This window comes from Veillonella rogosae JCM 15642 (assembly GCF_002959775.1).
In the GTDB taxonomy this organism is placed as follows: Bacteria; Bacillota; Negativicutes; order Veillonellales; family Veillonellaceae; genus Veillonella; species Veillonella rogosae.
Genome location: NZ_PPCX01000002.1, coordinates 98,678 through 117,113 on the forward strand (window position 1 = coordinate 98,678; position 18,436 = coordinate 117,113).

The 18,436-nt window shown below is 36.0% G+C and carries 16 protein-coding genes; 15 read left to right on the forward strand and 1 reads right to left on the reverse strand.

What is annotated here, in order from left to right:
- Positions 1 to 5: 5 nt before the first annotated feature.
- The 3 genes from VRHSUH09_RS00715 to VRHSUH09_RS00725 are packed head-to-tail and all read left to right on the forward strand — an operon-like array spanning position 6 to position 3,619.
- Complete coding sequence (locus tag VRHSUH09_RS00715) at positions 6 to 770, forward strand: shikimate kinase (protein WP_054747210.1); 765 nt, start codon at positions 6 to 8, stop codon at positions 768 to 770.
- Complete coding sequence (gene recD2, locus VRHSUH09_RS00720) at positions 770 to 2,923, forward strand: SF1B family DNA helicase RecD2 (RefSeq protein WP_105081099.1); 2,154 nt, start codon at positions 770 to 772, stop codon at positions 2,921 to 2,923. Before VRHSUH09_RS00715 ends, recD2 begins: the two co-directional genes overlap by 1 nt.
- Positions 2,924 to 3,619 (forward strand): ComF family protein, encoded by a 696-nt coding sequence (locus VRHSUH09_RS00725; protein ID WP_105081100.1) that lies wholly within the window; start codon positions 2,924 to 2,926, stop codon positions 3,617 to 3,619. It abuts the gene before it with no gap.
- A 49-nt stretch (positions 3,620 to 3,668) separates the two neighbouring features.
- Here the strand turns inward: VRHSUH09_RS00725 and VRHSUH09_RS00730 are convergent, their stop codons facing one another.
- On the reverse strand, positions 3,669 to 4,271 hold the full coding sequence (locus VRHSUH09_RS00730) for an HD-GYP domain-containing protein (protein WP_004693025.1): 603 nt from the start codon (positions 4,269 to 4,271) through the stop codon (positions 3,669 to 3,671).
- Between the two features lie 941 nt (positions 4,272 to 5,212).
- Here VRHSUH09_RS00730 and VRHSUH09_RS00735 point away from each other — a divergent pair.
- The 12 genes from VRHSUH09_RS00735 (at position 5,213) to VRHSUH09_RS00790 (ending at position 18,432) form a co-directional block, all read left to right on the forward strand.
- The gene (locus tag VRHSUH09_RS00735; RefSeq protein ID WP_054747208.1) at positions 5,213 to 6,019 is read left to right on the forward strand and encodes a basic amino acid ABC transporter substrate-binding protein; all 807 of its coding nucleotides are present in this window, start codon (positions 5,213 to 5,215) and stop codon (positions 6,017 to 6,019) included.
- An 11-nt stretch (positions 6,020 to 6,030) separates the two neighbouring features.
- Positions 6,031 to 6,687: an amino acid ABC transporter permease gene (locus VRHSUH09_RS00740; RefSeq protein ID WP_009351786.1), complete on the forward strand. Its 657-nt coding sequence runs from the start codon at positions 6,031 to 6,033 to the stop codon at positions 6,685 to 6,687.
- Positions 6,684 to 7,409 carry an amino acid ABC transporter ATP-binding protein gene (locus tag VRHSUH09_RS00745; RefSeq protein ID WP_054747203.1) on the forward strand — a complete coding sequence of 242 codons (726 nt, stop codon included), beginning with the start codon at positions 6,684 to 6,686 and terminating at the stop codon, positions 7,407 to 7,409. Before VRHSUH09_RS00740 ends, VRHSUH09_RS00745 begins: the two co-directional genes overlap by 4 nt.
- Before the next feature lie 519 nt (positions 7,410 to 7,928).
- Complete coding sequence (locus VRHSUH09_RS00750; RefSeq protein WP_005386847.1) at positions 7,929 to 8,126, forward strand: cold shock domain-containing protein; 198 nt, start codon at positions 7,929 to 7,931, stop codon at positions 8,124 to 8,126.
- A 243-nt stretch (positions 8,127 to 8,369) separates the two neighbouring features.
- Entirely contained in the window at positions 8,370 to 8,897 is a 528-nt protein-coding gene (gene hpf, locus VRHSUH09_RS00755; RefSeq protein ID WP_054747201.1) for a ribosome hibernation-promoting factor, HPF/YfiA family, read from the forward strand.
- Positions 8,898 to 9,113: 216 nt separating this feature from the next.
- Positions 9,114 to 11,549, forward strand: coding sequence for a preprotein translocase subunit SecA (secA, locus tag VRHSUH09_RS00760; RefSeq protein ID WP_105081101.1), 2,436 nt, complete (start codon positions 9,114 to 9,116; stop codon positions 11,547 to 11,549).
- A gap of 120 nt (positions 11,550 to 11,669) precedes the next feature.
- Positions 11,670 to 12,777 (forward strand): peptide chain release factor 2 gene (gene prfB / locus VRHSUH09_RS00765; RefSeq protein WP_245875969.1). Its coding sequence is split into 2 segments (ribosomal slippage): positions 11,670 to 11,726 and positions 11,728 to 12,777, totalling 1,107 coding nucleotides; the frame shifts between segments, so codons are not numbered across the junction.
- A 9-nt stretch (positions 12,778 to 12,786) separates the two neighbouring features.
- Positions 12,787 to 13,482, forward strand: coding sequence for an LmeA family phospholipid-binding protein (locus tag VRHSUH09_RS00770; RefSeq protein WP_009351794.1), 696 nt, complete (start codon positions 12,787 to 12,789; stop codon positions 13,480 to 13,482).
- Between the two features lie 12 nt (positions 13,483 to 13,494).
- Positions 13,495 to 15,537, forward strand: coding sequence for a DUF5693 family protein (locus tag VRHSUH09_RS00775; protein ID WP_105081102.1), 2,043 nt, complete (start codon positions 13,495 to 13,497; stop codon positions 15,535 to 15,537).
- Entirely contained in the window at positions 15,530 to 16,630 is a 1,101-nt protein-coding gene (csaB, locus tag VRHSUH09_RS00780) for a polysaccharide pyruvyl transferase CsaB (RefSeq protein ID WP_105081103.1), read from the forward strand. The genes VRHSUH09_RS00775 and csaB overlap by 8 nt, the downstream gene beginning before the upstream one ends.
- Before the next feature lie 33 nt (positions 16,631 to 16,663).
- Positions 16,664 to 17,500: a transketolase gene (locus VRHSUH09_RS00785; protein ID WP_009351809.1), complete on the forward strand. Its 837-nt coding sequence runs from the start codon at positions 16,664 to 16,666 to the stop codon at positions 17,498 to 17,500.
- Positions 17,500 to 18,432 (forward strand): transketolase family protein, encoded by a 933-nt coding sequence (locus VRHSUH09_RS00790; protein WP_105081104.1) that lies wholly within the window; start codon positions 17,500 to 17,502, stop codon positions 18,430 to 18,432. The genes VRHSUH09_RS00785 and VRHSUH09_RS00790 overlap by 1 nt, the downstream gene beginning before the upstream one ends.
- Positions 18,433 to 18,436: the final 4 nt, after the last annotated feature.

An 18,436-nucleotide genomic window follows, 5' to 3' on the forward strand; every position in this document is an offset into this window, starting at 1 on the left:
TTCTCATGGATATTAAAGAAGCTCGCAAACAAATTGACAGTATTGATACTGTTTTAGTCGGTGAATTTGAAAAAAGACTATCCTTAATTAAAGAAATTGGCAAATATAAAGATGAACATCATTTGCCACTCGTCGATGAAGAACGGGATGCAAGTATCATTGCTATGCATCGTTCTAACTGCAAAGATGAGTCTTTAGCGAACTATGTGGAAAACTATATGAAAACAATTGTTTCCATGAGTAACGATTACTTAAAACAAAATATGCATAAACATATTTTCCTCATCGGTATGCCTGGTGCAGGTAAGACTACGGTAGGTAAGGTTCTTGCTAAAGAATTAGGTAGAGACTTCTTCGATTTAGATCAAACAATCCAAGATAAGGTTGGTAAATCAGTACAAAATATTTATATTCATGATGGTAAAGATGCTTTCACTGAATACGAATATACTACAATCAAAGAATTGATTCACAATAAACCATCTGTTATTGCTACAGGTGGTGGTACAGTTACTTATGATAAAACTGTAAACTTAATGCGCAATAACGGTCTTGTTGTATTCGTTAATCGAGATGTAAATCATATTCTAGATGATTTAGATCTTGAGATTCGCCCACTTGTAAAAGAAAGTATTGAGTATATATTTAATGTATACGAAGAACGATACCCATTATACGAGGAAGTGGCACATATCAAAATTGGTAACGAAGGTAGCATTACCGATGCGGTGCAAGAAATTATAGAAGCCTTGCCTAATACGGAGAAATAATGGACGCCATACGAGGATTTGTATACCGAACTATATATGAGAATACACAGCGTACATATTGCGTGTTTATCCTCAAAGATTATAATGAGGAATACATTACTTGTACCGGCAAATTTGAGTCTCCTAAAGAAGGGGAAGATATTGAAGTACGAGGCCGCTATGTAGAGCATGAAAAGTATGGTCGCCAATTTGATGCGAGCAGTGTGGAAAAATTAAAGCCCGATAATATGGGCGCTGCTAAAACGTATTTACTAAACCTAGGTATAAAGGGATTTGGTGAGAAGTCTGTAGAGAAGGTTCTAGACTATTTTGGCATTCGTATTTTAGAGATTTTACGACAGGAACGTCCTGAAGAAATTAAGGATGTTCCTGGTCTTCGGAAAAGTGTTAAGGATGAACTATTTAATACTTTACTTGGTGAAGGGATTTTATCCGATTTAAATCACTTTTTTGAAAGTCACCATATTTCTTCTAAATGGAGTCGAACTGTATATACTTATTACGGTGTTCAGTCGGTAGCTGTTATAGAGGATAACCCTTATACTTTGTTGCGTGTTGCACCAGACATGCTCTTTGGTACGGCTGATACACTGGCGGAACATTTAGGTATTACTAGCAGTGATTCTCGCCGTTTAGAGGCTGGTTTAGAATGGATTTTACGCAGTTTAGATAATCAAGGTCATACATGCTTGCCTGTAGATCAACTTATAGGTCGGTTAGATGATCTTTTACAAACTGATGTAGATGATATTGCTAACTTTATTGAAAGTCTTTTAGAGCAAGGTGCATTGTATAGTACGTATTACGAAGATATTTTATATATCTATCCGCCAGAAATGTATGTTTCTGAAGTGGAAGGTGTGCACTATACTCGGGAATTTTTATTAGAAGCAGATCCAATTGCTTTAGATATTCCTAGCTTTATAGAAAGGTTTGAGCAAGATAATCATATTACCTTTGGTGATGCTCAAAAAGAGGCTATTCAGCTTTCTTTCTTTGAGAAGTTTTCCCTCATAACCGGTGGTCCTGGTACGGGCAAAACAACGATTATTAAGGCTTTAGTTAAAGGGTTCCAACTTGGTGGCTTAGGTCGTATTATTTTATGTGCCCCTACGGGTCGTGCTGCGAAACGACTTACAGAGGCCACCGAGTTTGAAGCTACTACGATACATAGATTATTAGTACCTGTTCAAGGTAGTGATTCCTATGATTTTACTAAGAACGAGGATGATCCATTAGATATAGATGTTATTATCATCGATGAAGCATCTATGCTCAATGTTCGTCTATTCTATTCTTTAATGGCCGCAATTCCTAAAGAAGCCCATGTTATTATCGTAGGCGACGTCGATCAATTGCCACCTATTGGGGCTGGTTTTGTATTAAAAGATTTGCTTGATAGTGATTGCGTACCTTATACACGACTCAATCAGATTTATCGTCAAAGTTCGGGTAATACTATCGTTGAAAGCGCTTATGCTATCAATCGTGGGGAAATGCCGAACCTAGATGGTGTAAGTGAAGAGTTTTCTTTTATTCCCGTTAAATCCTATGACATGATGATGAAAGCCATCATCGATGTATATAAACGAGAACAGGAATATGTAGAGGATGAATTAGATATTCAAATTATTTCTCCTATGCGTCGTGGTGAAGCCGGTAGTACATTGATTTCTCAATATGTACAACAAGCTGTTAATCCACCGGATAGCTATAAAGGGGAAGCACGTGTAAATGGTATTACTTATCGAGTTGGCGATAAGGTTATTCAAATCTTAAATGACTATGAGTTAGAGGTTTTCAATGGTGAAATTGGTATAATCTACGCCATTACACGAACGGACATTTGTATCCGATTTATCCATAAAGAGGTTCGTCTACCAATCGATGAAGCACATATGATTATGCCAGCCTATGCTATTACGGTTCATAAAAGCCAAGGTAGTGAGTATGGTGTAGTTATTATTCCATTTGTCCCTAGATATGGTGGTATGTTACAACGCAACTTGTTGTATACTGCTGTTACTCGAGCAAAACGAAAAGTTATTATCGTTGGTACTACTAGTGCTGTTGAACGTGCCGTACGTACCGTTAATGCTGATGAACGATATACATTGTTTAAAGAACGACTACAAGGGAGCTGTGATTCATAAATGAGTCTTTTGGATTTCCTATTTCCACCTGTTTGTCCTCACTGTGGGGCTCCTGTAGCAACACAAGGTGATTGGTGTAAAACTTGTTTTACAGATCTATTACATATTCGTCATGTGCCACATAAATTTTTACATCATGTAGATGATGTATGTGTGCTAGCTGAATATCGTGGTGGTCTAAAGTCTATGATTTACGATGTAAAATTTAATGAAAAAAAGGAGCAGTCCAAAGGGGCTGCTCCTTTTTTAGCGTCGTACAACTTTTACATGAAATATAATAAATTTAATATAGTTAGTCATAATTGTAAAACCGTATATGACTATATTGTACCTGTACCGTCTAGTACGAAAAAAATAAATAAGAGGGGATATAATCAAGTTGATTTATTTTTCCGTCATTGGGTACAGTCCTTACAAAACATCGATCATAATCATTTTATTTGGTTAGATTGTATATATAAATTTGATACTTCAAATGATATGTGGGCCTTAACAAATAAGGAGCGCCATCAAAATATTGATGATGCCTTTGTCGTAAAAGCTGAGTATAAGCATATGGAATTAGCTGATAAAAATATTTTAATTGTTGACGATATTTATACGACAGGCGCAACAATTGAGGCTGTAACAAAGGTGTTGAGGTCATATAAACCTCTTAAAATTGATGCTTTAACATTAGCTAGTGGTAGTTTTTAAATTTCCACTAAAAAAGCGTCCACCTTATGGTGAACGCTTAGTAAGTCTATTAGCCAAGAACATCAATAAAAGCTTTTACTACATCTGGATCGAAAAGGGAACCTGATGCACTGAAGAGTTCTTCTTTTGCTTTAGCTTTAGTTTTTGCCCAAAACTCGGTAGAAGGATTAACTGTTGTATCATAGTAATCGGCAACAGCAATGATTCGAGCTCCTAATGGAATGTTAGCACCTCGTAGATGTTTTGGATAACCAGAGCCATCCCATTTTTCGTGGTGGTAACGAATATAAGGCAAGATTTGTTGGCAGCAAGGGTAGTTTTCAATCATATTGGCACCACTTGCAGCATGTTGCTTATACTTAGACATTTCTTGCTTATTTAGATATGGAGATTTTTGAATTAATGCATTAGGTACCATTAATAGCCCTACATCATGAAGTAAAGCTGCGTGACGAATTTGTTCAATTTCATTTAATGGTAAGCCCATTTTAGCAGCGATACTAACTGCATAGTTTGAAACTTGGATAGAATGAGTATAGAGATGATAGCTTTTCATTTGTATCATCTGCAAAAGCTGAGCGCTTATTGCTTCTAAACTGTCCTTTTCCAGTTCATACAACCCAGATGGTTGCATCAATGATAACATAAACATAATAAACCCCTCTAACTAACGTACAGAACATTTGGTACAACCCCTCGTACTTATGTTCATATCGTACAACTTTAGGCCGTTCTAATTTAACAGTATACAAATTATACACCATAAATTATGTTTTGTGTATGACACGTATGTTCTTGCATACATGTTGTATTCATATTTGGCATACTAAAATGAATTGACTTTTTGAGAATACACTAGATATAGTACCTTGAAAAAATAATTTTAGAATTATTAAAATAATATGAAGATTTTTTTAGGTTTTCTATTCCAATTTTCTATACATCAAGAAATAGGGGTTGCAAAAAATATTCTCATTAGTCTGAGAACTAATCGTTATTATGTTTGGCTTTTGATTTATACTATCTATTTTCATTACTAGAGTTGCTATTATACTATTGTAGGTTTATATATTATATACTACCTATATAATTATCTTTTACCTAGACATGAATACTCTTATTCTTTATAATACGTCTATACGGGTCTGTGGTTGAAAGTCGATGCCAGTCGCAGGCAAAACGATCCACATAAGCAGTCTAAGAGACTGTGAGCATGGTGCGGCTTAGGTGTAAGTCCTGCCGGTTAAACCGAGAGGGGTAGTAGTGGGGAGTCTCAGACTTATGAGCGAACCCTCCAGCAGGCGAGTGTGGGGGCAAAGACCAGGTCAGCCGTATACGGGCACATGAGGCTTTTCTCATGTGCTTTTTTCTTTTTATACATTTGTATATTCAAGAATCTATAGAAATCCACTACCTATGGGAATGTTTCTATACATAGTTGTAATATTTATACATCGCATGTATAAAATAAAAATATAGATATAGGAATTTTGTGATATTTTGGAATTTTTTATACAAATTTATTGACATAATTATACTAACTATATATACTGTTATAAAGTAGTAGTAAGTTAGAATGATGAGGTTGATAATATGTTAAATAGAAAGTTGAAAAAATTAATTGTTGGCAGTTGTATGTTAGTTATGGCAGGTTCTTTAGTTGGTGGTTGTGGCTCTTCTAGTCAAACAACATCCAATAAACTTGTTGTAGGTACTAATGCAACATTTGTTCCGTTTGAATTTAAGGATGAAAAAACTCAAGACTATACAGGTTTTGACATTGAATTAATCCGCGCTATTGGTAAACGTATTAATAAAGAGGTAGAGCTTAAAAATATAGCTTTTGATGCTTTGATTCCAGCTTTGAATACTCGTGATATCGATGTTGCTGCATCTGGTATGACTATTACAAAAGCTAGAAGTGAAAAGGTATTATTCTCTTCTCCTTATTATGAAAATGCATTAGCAGTAGTTTATAAAGATGGTACAACTGTGAACTCTCTAGATGATTTGAAAGGTAAAAAAATTGCCGCTCAATTGGGGACTACTGGAGCAGATCTTGCACATAAAATTGAAGGTACTGCAGTAAAAGAATTTGACCATAGTAATGAAGCTTTGTTAGAATTACAAAATGGTGGTGTTGATGCAACTGTAATTGATTTACCTGTTGCACAATATTACAGTACTAAGCATCCTGACCAACACATCAAATTTATGGCATATCCAAATACAAAAGAATATTTGGGCTTAGCAATGAATAAAGATAATAAAGCGTTGCAAGAACAAATTAATAAAGCAATTGCCGATATGAAGGCAGACGGTGAATTTAATACATTATATAAAAAATGGTTTAATGTAGATGCACCTGCTGATATGCCAGTGGTTTTAGAATTTAAATAATAGGAGAGATTATGAGTTTTAATTGGGGGTTAATTGCGGATAATTTGCCGCTCTTATTACAAGGTGCACTTGTGACCGTAGAAATTACAGCTATGTCTGTAGGCTGTGGTTTCTTTATCGGTTTGTTAGTATCTTTAGCTAATTTATCTAAATTTAGTTTAGTTAGATTACTAGCCAAATGTTATGTAGATATCATTCGTGGTACACCACTTTTGGTACAAATTTTCTTGATTTATTTTGCTTTACCAATGATTACAGGTCAACGTATTGATCCGTTTATTGCAGCTGTTACGGCATGTAGTATTAACTCTGGTGCATATGTGTCTGAAATTTTCCGTGCTGGTATTCAGTCTATTGATAAAGGTCAAATGGAGGCTGGTAGATCTCTTGGTTTAACTTGGGGTCAAACAATGCGTTATATCATTATGCCTCAAGCTTTCAAAGCAATTATTCCACCATTGGGTAATGAATTTATTGCCATGTTGAAAGATTCCTCTTTGGTTTCTGTTATCGGCTTCGAAGAGTTGACACGTCGTGGTCAATTAATTATTGCTAAAACCTATGCATCCTTTGAAATCTGGGGTACAGTTGCCGTTATTTATCTTATTATGACGGTGACAATCTCACAATTAGTTGGATATCTTGAAAGGAAATATAGCATTAAATGATTAAATTAGAAAATGTACATAAATCCTTTGGTAAAAATGAAGTACTAAAAGGTATCAACCTACATATTAAACAAGGTCAAGTTGTGGTAATTATAGGGCCATCTGGTTCTGGTAAAAGTACTGTACTACGTACTATGAATTATTTAGAAGAACCTACATCTGGTAAAGTTATCGTTGATGGCATGGATCTATCTGATAAGAAAAAATTAAATGAAGTACGTGCTGAAGTGGGTATGGTTTTCCAAAACTTTAATTTATTTCCACATATGACCGTGATGGACAACTTAACCTTGGCACAAACTAAGGTTCGTAAAACATCTACTGATGAGGCTAAAAAAATCGGTCAAGCTTTACTTGATCGAGTTGGCTTAGGTGATAAAGCTAATGCGTATCCTGATTCTTTATCTGGCGGTCAAAAGCAGCGTGTTGCTATTGCTCGTGCTTTGGCTATGAAACCTAAAGTAATGCTATTTGATGAACCAACATCTGCTCTTGATCCTGAAATGGTTAGTGAAGTTCTGGATGTAATGAAGTCTCTTGCAGAAGATGGCATGACGATGGTTATTGTTACTCACGAGATGGGCTTTGCCAAAAAAGTAGCTGATAGAGTATTATTTGTTGATGGTGGTTTGATCTTAGAAGATGATACACCAGAACATGTATTTGACTCACCGACAAATGAAAGAACAAAATCTTTCTTGGATAAAATTCTATTAGATTAATTTATAAAATTATAGGAAGTAAACTCTAGAAATAGAGCTTGCTTCCTATTTTTTTATATTTTTAAAGTGAACTTTTTTTGTTCATATTAAATTTCATAATATATGTATTGCTATATATCTATTAATATATTTTATAGCCTTGTGTGGAATGAATTGACTATTAAGAATATGTATAAGGTTTTCACACATATATTAATCTGAAAAATACGATTATGCCTATAAATATTTGTGATATAACAATAATTTATACAGTCTTTTTGTAAAGTGATAATTTTTAATTCATATATTTTTATGATTATAAAATTATGTAATAAATTTATAGGTTGTTCGTAATTATTTATAATACTGATAAATAAAGGAGTTTTAGGTGATTAGGAGAAACGTGTTCTCAAGTATTAATATTTGTATATTCATTAAAAATGTTGATATTATTGTTTGATATTTTATACATGCTGTGTTATGATACAGATATAGAGCAAGACAGTAAGACAATAAATATATTTTTAGGAGGAAATTACCATGTTAGGTAAAGTAAAATGGTTCAGCGCAGAAAAAGGTTATGGTTTTATTGAACGTGAAGACGGTAGTGATGTATTCGTACACTACTCTGCGATCCAAGACGAAGGCTTCAAATCTTTGACAGAAGGTCAAAATGTTGAATTTGATATCGTTGATGGTAACCGTGGACCTCAAGCTGCTAACGTTGTTAAAGCGTAATCACATACAAAATTATTCATAAAAACAACATATAAAAAAACCTCGACATAGTATTATGTCGGGGTTTTTGATTTTTTATGATAAAAGAATATACATATTTCTACAAAAAAACATAAAATTTTTGTAGAAAAAAGAGGAGTTTTATAGGGAGATGTAGAAATACTAAATATAACACGAGAGATAAGGTTACATGATACCACACACTCGTATCTCGTGGATGATTTTTAGAAAGGGTGTTGACTTATGAAAGTAGCAATCAGAGGAAAAAACATTGAAGTGACAGATGCTTTAAGAGCATACATCGAGAAAAGATTGAGCAAATTAACTCGTTACTTCGATGATGAGTTAGATGCACAAACGGTTCTATCCGTTGTTAAAGATAAGTCCACAATTGAGCTTACATGCTTCGTCGATAAAATTGTTCTTCGCGGTGTAGAAACTAACGATGATATGTATGCTGCTATTGATTTAGTAGTAGATAAAATCGTTCGCCAAATTCATAAACATAAAACTCGTTTAGCTAAACGTTTCAAAAAACAAGAAGCTTTCCATCCAGAAGTGTTGGCAGCTCCTGTGGAAGAAGAAACTATCGAAGTTGTAAAACGCAAACACTTTGCAGTACGCCCAATGGATGTAGAAGAAGCGATTTTGCAAATGAATCTTATTGGTCATGACTTCTTTATGTTCTTCAATGCTGAAACTGAAGCAATGAACGTTGTATATCGTAGACATGATGGTTTCTATGGTTTAATTGAACCAGAACTTCAATAACCTATAATGTCGGCTGAACTTAATCCTAACTCCTTTCTACTTTTAATCAGCCGATTATTATACTAAGGTGGATGACCGTTTTGAGTCATCCACCTTTTTTGTAAAAAATACTATAAATAATCGTGAAATGCCTTGAATTCTTTGACTATTCAAGGCTTTTTCGTTATAATAAATTAGATAAAATAATGTAAGATGTCCTGTAGAGGAGTGATTTGTTTGTTAGGCTTTTTACAAAGGCTATTAGGCAATAACAACGCTAAAGAAATCAAAAAAATGCGTGCTATTGCTGATCATATTAATGAAATTGAACCAAACTATGTTAAATTAAGTGATGCTAACTTAGTGGCTAAAACCGATGAGTTTAAACGTCGTTTGCAAAAAGGGGAAACGTTAGACGACCTATTGCCAGAAGCATTTGCTGTAGTTCGTGAAGCATCTAAACGCGTATTGGGTATGCGTCATTTTGACGTACAGTTAATGGGTGGTATTTGCCTGCATAATGGTAATATTGCTGAAATGCGTACTGGTGAAGGTAAAACATTAGTTGCTACATTGCCAGTATATCTTAATGCGTTGACAGGTAAGGGCGTGCACGTAGTTACAGTAAATGATTATTTGGCTACTCGTGACAGCGAGCAAATGGGTCGTTTATATAATTTCTTAGGTCTTTCCACAGGTCTTATTGTAGCTAATCTCGACTTTAACCAACGTAGAGAAGCATATGCATGTGATATTACATATGGTACAAATAACGAGTTTGGCTTTGACTATTTGCGCGATAACATGGTTACTGATGTACTTCAAATGGTACAACGTCCACTAAATTATGCTATTGTCGATGAAGTTGACTCTATCTTGATCGATGAAGCAAGAACTCCGTTAATTATTTCTGGTCCTGGTCAACGTTCCACAGATAATTATTATAAACTTGCTAAAATTGTTCCTCATCTTGTAAGAGATGAAGACTATATCATCGATGAGAAACAAAAAACTATTGCGCCTACAGATTCTGGTATCGAAAAGGTAGAGAAAATGCTTGGCGTTGAAAACTTATATGATGCTGAAAATATCGAGTTGAATCATTTGCTTGGTGCTTCTTTACGTGCCTATGCAATGATGCACCGTGATACTGATTACGTAGTTAAAGACGGTGAAGTTGTTATTGTCGATGAATTTACAGGTCGTTTAATGTTTGGTCGTCGTTATTCTGATGGCTTACATCAAGCTATCGAGGCTAAAGAAGGCTTGAAAGTTGAACGTGAAAGCCAAACTTTGGCATCTGTTACATTCCAAAACTACTTCCGTATGTATGAAAAATTAGCTGGTATGACTGGTACAGCTAAAACAGAGGAAAAAGAGTTTATCGACATCTATGGTTTAGAAGTAATTCCAATTCCTCCAAATAAACCATTGATTCGTATAGATTTACCGGATCAAATTTTCAAAACTAAAGCTGCTAAATATCGTGCTGTAGTTCGTAATGCTGTAGAACGTCATAAAGTAGGTCAACCGCTTTTAATCGGTACTACATCTATTACACAATCTGAAGAACTTTCAGACATGTTGTTACGTGCCGGAGTTCCTCATAGTGTATTGAATGCTAAACACCATGAAAAAGAAGCTGAAATCGTTGCTAATGCTGGTCAAATGGGCATGGTAACTATTGCTACAAACATGGCTGGTCGTGGTACAGACATTACCCTTGGTGAAGGTGTACCCGAATTAGGTGGTTTAGCTATTTTGGGTACGGAACGCCATGAAAGTCGTCGTATTGATAATCAGTTGCGCGGTCGTTCTGGGCGTCAAGGTGACCCTGGTTCTTCTCAATTCTTCTTATCCTTAGAAGACGATTTAATGCGTATCTTTGGTGCTGATAATATTACAGGCATCATGGATAAACTTGGTATGGAAGAGGATGAACCTATTGAGCATTCTTTGATTACAAAATCTATTGAACGAGCTCAAAAGAAAGTTGAAGATCATAACTACAATATTCGTAAATATGTCCTCGAATATGATGATGTTATGAATCAACAACGTGAAGTGTTATATGAACAACGTCGTCGTATTTTGCGCAACGAATCTTTGCGTGAAACGATTAATGAAATGATTGATAAGCTTGTTACTGATTCTGTAGATGCTTATGCTGATGAAAAGCTTTATCCAGAAGAATGGGATTACGAAGGTCTCTACAAGCACTTGAGTCAATATTTCTTAACCGAAGAGATTATGACTCCTCAAGATATGGAGGAATATACTCGTCAAGAATTATTAGAACGCTTATTGGAAATTGCTCATGAAGAGTACCAAGACCGTGTTAATATGCTTGGTGAGGCTATGTTTAGTCAACTTGAGAAGGCTATTATGTTGCGCGTTGTCGATAACAAATGGATGGAACATTTGGATAATATGGACATGTTGCGTGAAGGTATTGGCCTTCGTGCATATGGTCAAAAAAATCCATTGGTGGAATATAAATTTGAAGCCTTTGAGATGTTCCAAAACATGATTGCAGCAATCCAAGATGAAACAATCATGGCGTTATACAAAATTCGTGCACAATTGATTCAAGAACTCGAAGAACCAGTTGATCACTTAGAAGGTGCACAATCCCATCATGAAGATGTGTTGGAGCCACAAAACGAAGACTAAGATTTGTGAATGGCACGTTGCTCAATGGGACTTCCAGTGGGCAACGGCCATTTTTCTATTTTATTAAGGTAATAGTTTATCAATATAATAGGCTAATAAGTTAAAGGTGGTGAGCATAAATTGTTAGAAGATTTAAAACCAATAATTTTTAATCTGGAAGAACGTATTTATGGAATGAGGGATTCACTTTAACATCGCTCAGAAAGAAGATCGAATTTTTACACTCGATGTACAGATGAGTGACCCTACATTTTGGGATAATCCAGATAAGGCTCGTGAGATTTCTCAAGAGGCTACACAACTTAAAAATGCTGTGGAAAGCTATAAGCAACTTGTTAGTGATATTGAAGATGCCAACGTAATGCTTGAAATGGCTATCGAAGAAGATGATAGTTCTATGGAGAGTGAAATTAAAGAATATGTTAAAGCCATAGAAGAAACTGTAGAAAAACAAGAGGTTCTCTTGTTATTAAGCGGTGAATATGATGCTAATAATGCAATTTTAACCTTCCATGCTGGTGCAGGTGGTACGGAAGCACAAGATTGGTGCTCCATGTTAATCCGTATGTACTTGCGTTGGGCTGAAAAATCTGGTTTTTCTATTGAACTAATGGATGAACAACCAGGTGATGAGGCTGGTACTAAATCTTCTACGTTCCTTATTAAGGGCGAAAATGCTTTTGGTTATTTAAAATCTGAAAAAGGTGTTCATCGTTTAGTTCGTATTTCTCCATTTGACGCTGCTGCACGTCGACATACTTCTTTTGCTGCTGTCGATGTAATGCCAGAAATTGATGATACTGTTGAAATCAATATCGATATGAAGGATGTACAGGTAGATACTTATCGTGCCAGTGGTGCTGGTGGTCAGCACATCAATAAAACTGATTCTGCCGTACGTATGACACATAAACCGACAGGCATTGTTGTACAATGTCAAACACAACGATCTCAAATGCAAAATAGAGAACAAGCATTGCGCTTATTACGTGCTAAATTATTTGAATTAGAGCTTGAAAAACAAGCTGAGATTAAAGAACAAATTGGTGGTACATATCAGGCCATAGAGTGGGGCAGTCAAATTCGTTCTTATGTATTCCATCCTTATAATCTTGTTAAAGATCATCGTACTAATGTTGAAACAGGTAATGTTCAAGCTGTTATGGATGGTAATCTTGATCAATTTATCGAAGGTTTCTTGAAGAAAGAAGCGAATTTAACAATTTAGGAGATAATTATGAAAAAATTTTTGCTATTCCTATTAGTGTTGATTATTGCATTAGCTGCAGCAACACAATTCTTATTACCTTCTTATATTAGTTCACGTATTGAAAAGCAATTAAATGATTCTTTAAAACCATCAGCACAAAGTGTTAATGTTGAGTCTCAACCTGGATTCAAACTATTATATGGTGAAGCTGACCATGTGTATGGTTCATTAGATAATGTTAAGCTTGGTAAACTTAATTTTGCAACTTTCCAATATGATGCAAAACAGATTCTTGTTAATCCAATCTCCCTGTTAGCGAGTCAAGAAATTGATGTTGTTAGTGTAGGTAATGCTAGTATCGATGGTACTGTTACAAATTCTGATTTAGCTGCATTCTTGAGTACTCAAGCGGGCAGTGAAATTAAAGATGTTAATGTAACTATTGATAAAGACAATATTAGTTTAACAGGTCAAATGAATGTGGGAATGGTATTTAAAGGTGCCGTTAAATTGGATGGTAACTTAGAGTTGAATAATAATAAACTATTATTTTCACCTAAAAAATTCACCATTAATGGTGCTACAATTCCTGGTTTGACATCTAATGTGTTAGAAGATACAGAGATTTACGATTTCAATAATTTCCCTATTCCTGTAAAAGCAGATACTTTAACTACTGATAATGGCCAAATTCGCATTAAAGTTAAACCTATACTCAACTAGAAAGGATTTGCTGTGAATCATCGGAACATACATAAAAGTAAGTACTCATGGATTCTCATACTTTGTATTATTGTAGGGCTTTTATCTTCTTTATACTTGGTATTTGAACGCCATCAAATTGAAAAATCTCAAAATCATATTGAAAACATCGTTGATTATGACGCTGTTTTACGAGCAAATGCCTTTGAAAAGCGTAGCCAACAAGAAGCGTTTGATGCACTTCGCAATGCAGGTGTAACAGCATTTGCTATTTATGACCGTACATTAGAAAAAGCTAAAGATGCAGGACAAGTTAAAGTCTTAACGTCTGAAGAGATGGATTCTGTTCGCGTTAATGGCGCATCTATTAAACATGGTGCCACATACGTAGGGCTTATCTCTGGTAAAGAAGGTTATTACAAAGAAATTCGTGAAGATTTATATCATCGCATTGGCAAGGATAAGGTTAAAGAACTTAATACAAGTATCGGCCCTGTTCTAGAGTTGTATGGTGCTACAGCAGATAGCTATGCAAAGATGAATCTTGGTATTTCTAAATTACAAGCTCAAGAAGTAGCTGATCGTGGCTTTAATGTTATTGTTCGACCTACAAACTACAGAAATGTTACATCTGAAGATCTTCAATATGTATTCAAACGTCTTGAAGGTATTCCACATGTAACAGGTATGATTTTTGCAGGTAAAGAAGCTCTTGGTGCGCCAAACTTAACTGATGAAACATTAGAGTTACTTCACAAAAATCATATTCCATTAGTAGGTATCGAAGCAGTTAACCAACTACAATATGAGCCTCAACAAGGTTTCTTAGAAATGGCTGCTAAGGATGAATATAGTGTTGGGCGTGTCTATACAATCGCTAAAGATGAATTAAAGAAAATTACACCTGAAGAAGCAGCTCAACGTTTTTATATTAGTGATATTGAACGTAATATTCGTTTCAACTTGTTCCCTATGTATGAAACAGGCGTAAACAATGAAACTGTATTACAAACAACCATAAACTATATTGGTATGGCTACGGAAAAACTTGCTGCTAAAGGCTATGAATTTGGTCCTGCAGATATTTATCCACCGTATACGCCAAATCCATTGTTAGTAGTTCTTACCATGACTGGTGCTATTGCACTCTTTGTATATGTTGTTCAAATGCTAATTCCAATGCCTAAACATACACAATTGGTTGCATTTTTTGGTATTTCCTTAGTGTCTATCGTTGTATTTATCGTTACAAGTGGTACTTTAATCACTCAAATTTGGGCTTTATCTAGTGCTGTTATGGCTCCAGTGGGGGCTATGATCCGCCTGATGGAAGAGTGGCGTCGTTATGACAGTGCACGTCCTTTAGGCGCTACTAAGTCTACAGTGCTTGCTTTATTCTATCTCGTAATTGCAGCTTTATTTGCTGCAATTGGAGGCATGTATATTGCATCCTTACTTGGTAATACGAAATTCTTTATGGAATTTGCTATCTTTAGAGGTGTTAAATTAACATTTGTATTACCAGTTATTCTCGTTATGATTGCCTATTTACAACGATTCCCATTGTGGAAGGGGCGCATGATTAACTCTAAAGAAGAAGCGAAGAAGTTCGTAGTAGAATTCCTTACAATGGATGTTAAATTCTATGTATTCTTCGTAGTAGCTGCTCTTGGTGCAGTAGCATGGGTATTTGTTGGTCGTAGTGGTCATACTGCAGGTGTTCCAGTGCCTACTTCTGAACTTATGCTGCGTCGTTTCCTTGAGAATACGATGTATGCAAGACCTCGCGAAAAAGAATTTATTATTGGTCATCCTGCATTAATGCTTGCTACCTTTGCATTCTTACGTAAATGGCCTTCAGTGATTCATTTCTTATTAACTCTAGCTGGTGTTATCGGTATTGCTTCTATGGTAGAAACGTTCTGCCATCTCAGAACGCCTGTATTCATGTCTATCATGCGTGGTTATGATGGATTATTGATTGGTGCTCTTTTAGGCTTGCTTCTTATCATTGCAGTACGTTTTATGATGTATGCAACACAATGGTTCCAAGCTAGGGAGGTAGACCATGAGTAATATCGTGATCTCTGGTTATTATGGCTTTGGTAATGCTGGTGATGAGGCTATGCTTTGCGCCATTATCGATGCTATTCGTAAAGAAGAGGCCGACGCTCATATTACTGTAATTTCTGGTAATCCTAAGGAGACTAGTAAAAAACACAATATCAATGCAGTTGGTACATTTTCTGCATTCGGTATTTTAAAGGCTATTGCTAATTCTGATCTTGTCATCAGTGGTGGTGGTAGCCTATTACAAGATGCTACTAGTATTCGAAATACTTACTATTATTTAAGTATTATGTCGTTAGCTAAAATGATGGGGAAAAAGGTTATGCTTTATTCCCAAGGGATTGGACCTTTGAATCGACCATCTACTCGCCGAGCTGTAGGTTTTGTATTGCGCTTTGTAGATACAATTACAGTGCGAGACTCTATTTCTAAAGAGGAATTAGGGTCTTTAGGCATTGAGGATGTAGAGGTTACTGCAGATGCTGTACTGGCAATGCAACCAGCTGATTTATCTATTGGGGCTCATATTCTTGAAGGGTATACTTCTAAACTTTCAGAATCAATTGAACAACCTAAGAAGATAGGTGTTGCTGTTCGTAGTTGGAAAGAGGATACCGAATACCGTGAGGCCTTAGCCAATGTATTGAGTCGCTTACAAGAACAAGATAATGTGGAAATTATCTTTATTCCTATGTCTCATCCTGAGGATACAAAAGAAGCTAAGATTATTGCTAGTTATATGCCGAAGGGCGCTATTGTATTGGAGGGACCATTCTCTACGGAGGAACAAGTATCTCTATCCGGTAATGTAGACTTAATGATTGGTATAAGACTACATGCCTTAGTCTTTAGTTCCTTAATGGGGAAACCTGTTATTGGCATTTCTTACGATCCTAAAATCACAAGTTTCTTACACATGATTGGGCAAGAACCTATTGGCACAATGACTCATTTACGTGAAGAAGCTTTATATCAACGGTGTCATAAACTATTGAGTTCTCGCGAAGAATATCAATCCTCTTATGACCGCATTGAAACATTGCGCGTAGATTCTCAACGCAATGCAGAAATTGCTATTTCATTACTTAAGAATTATTAATATATTGGATCCTATCCAGAAAGAGAGGTCTCTATGGCTACATTAACACAAGATGTTAAACAATTAGTTCAAGAGAAGGCAAAAGCTATTCGCGTTAGTATTGTACAGTCTGTGACGGCTGCGAAATCCGGTCACCCAGGTGGTTCACTATCTATCGCCGATGTGATGGCCTTATTGTACTATGTAGAAATGAATGTAGATCCAGCAAATCCAAAGGATCCTAATAGAGATCGTTTCGTTCTTTCTAAAGGTCATGCAGCACCTGCATTATATGCTACATTGGCAGAAAAAGGTTATTTCCCTAAAGAAGAACTTTTGAACTTGCGTAAAATTGACCATATGTTACAAGGTCATCCTGATATGAAACATACACCAGGTGTAGATATGTCTACTGGTTCTTTGGGTCAAGGTATCTCTGCGGCTTGCGGTATGGCCTTGGCTGGTAAAATTGATAATGCTGACTATCGTGTATATTCCATTCTTGGTGATGGCGAGCTTGAAGAAGGTCAAGTTTGGGAAGCAGCAATGTTTGCTGGCCATTACAAACTCAATAATTTAACTGCTTTTGTCGATTTCAACGGTCTTCAAATTGATGGAGATATTACAAAAGTGCTTTCTCCATTGCCAATTCCAGAAAAGTTTAAAGCTTTCAATTGGAATGTTATTGAAGTAAATGGTCACGATCTTGATGAACTTCATAATGCTATTGAATCTGCAAAAGCTTTCACAGAAGGCCCAACATGTATTGTAATGCATACTGTAAAAGGTAAAGGCGTTGAAGAAATGGAAGGTCAAGCTGGTTGGCATGGTAAAGCACCAAGCGAAGAACAAGGTGTAGCCTTTGTTAATGAGATTATGGGGGTACAATAATGGGTAAAGCAACACGTGAAGCATATGGTAATGCGCTAGCTCGCATTGGTAAAGAAAATACAAATATTATTGTTTTAGATGCAGATTTATCTAAATCTACTAAAACAGATACTTTTAAAGGTGCATGCCCAGAGCGCTTCTTTAACGTAGGTATTGCAGAGCAAAATTTAATTTCTGTTGGTGCCGGTCTTGCAGCAGCAGGTAAGATTCCATTTGTTTCTTCCTTCTCTATGTTTGCTACAGGTCGTGCTTTTGAACAAATTCGCAATGCTGTATGTTATCCAAAATTAAATGTAAAAGTATGTGCTACACATGCGGGTATTACAGTAGGTGAAGATGGTGCTACACATCAAAGTTTGGAAGATATTTCCTGTATGCGTACATTGCCTAATATGACAGTCGTAGTTCCTGCAGATGAGCGCGAAACAGAGGCTGTTATTGACTGGGCTGCATCTTATGAAGGCCCTGTATATGTACGTCTTGGTCGTGCAGGTGTAGATGATGTTACTGCAGAAGGTTATACATTTGTACCAGGCAAATCTACCACATTAGTAGAGGGCTCTGATGTTACAATCATCGCTTGTGGTGCGTTGGTTGGACCTGCTGTAGAAGCAGCAAAATTGTTAGGTGAGTCTAATGTATCTGCTCGTGTTATCAATATGGCATCTATTAAGCCTATCGATGCAGATGCAATTATAAAAGCAGCTGCTGAAACAGGCGCTATCGTTACCGCAGAAGAACATAATATCATTGGTGGTCTTGGTTCTGCTGTGTCTGAAGTTGTTGTGGCTAATAAGCCAGTTCCTATGGAATTCGTTGGTGTCCGAGATACATTTGGGGAGAGTGGTACACCAAAAGAATTATTGGCTAAATATGGCTTAACAGCAAAAGACATTGTAGAAGCAGTAAAACGTGTAATCACTCGTAAATAATTTA

Bases quoted from the DNA above. Each gene is read 5' to 3' on its own strand.
- hpf (WP_054747201.1), top strand. From the start codon at position 8,370: ATGAAAGTAGCAATCAGAGGAAAAAACATTGAAGTGACAGATGCTTTA.
- VRHSUH09_RS00735 (WP_054747208.1), top strand. From the start codon at position 5,213: ATGTTAAATAGAAAGTTGAAAAAATTAATTGTTGGCAGTTGTATGTTA.
- VRHSUH09_RS00740 (WP_009351786.1), top strand. From the start codon at position 6,031: ATGAGTTTTAATTGGGGGTTAATTGCGGATAATTTGCCGCTCTTATTA.
- VRHSUH09_RS00750 (WP_005386847.1), top strand. From the start codon at position 7,929: ATGTTAGGTAAAGTAAAATGGTTCAGCGCAGAAAAAGGTTATGGTTTT.
- VRHSUH09_RS00785 (WP_009351809.1), top strand. From the start codon at position 16,664: ATGGCTACATTAACACAAGATGTTAAACAATTAGTTCAAGAGAAGGCA.
- VRHSUH09_RS00730 (WP_004693025.1), bottom strand. From the start codon at position 4,271: ATGTTTATGTTATCATTGATGCAACCATCTGGGTTGTATGAACTGGAA.
- VRHSUH09_RS00715 (WP_054747210.1), top strand. From the start codon at position 6: ATGGATATTAAAGAAGCTCGCAAACAAATTGACAGTATTGATACTGTT.
- VRHSUH09_RS00770 (WP_009351794.1), top strand. From the start codon at position 12,787: ATGAAAAAATTTTTGCTATTCCTATTAGTGTTGATTATTGCATTAGCT.
- VRHSUH09_RS00790 (WP_105081104.1), top strand. From the start codon at position 17,500: ATGGGTAAAGCAACACGTGAAGCATATGGTAATGCGCTAGCTCGCATT.
- recD2 (WP_105081099.1), top strand. From the start codon at position 770: ATGGACGCCATACGAGGATTTGTATACCGAACTATATATGAGAATACA.
- csaB (WP_105081103.1), top strand. From the start codon at position 15,530: ATGAGTAATATCGTGATCTCTGGTTATTATGGCTTTGGTAATGCTGGT.
- VRHSUH09_RS00745 (WP_054747203.1), top strand. From the start codon at position 6,684: ATGATTAAATTAGAAAATGTACATAAATCCTTTGGTAAAAATGAAGTA.
- VRHSUH09_RS00725 (WP_105081100.1), top strand. From the start codon at position 2,924: ATGAGTCTTTTGGATTTCCTATTTCCACCTGTTTGTCCTCACTGTGGG.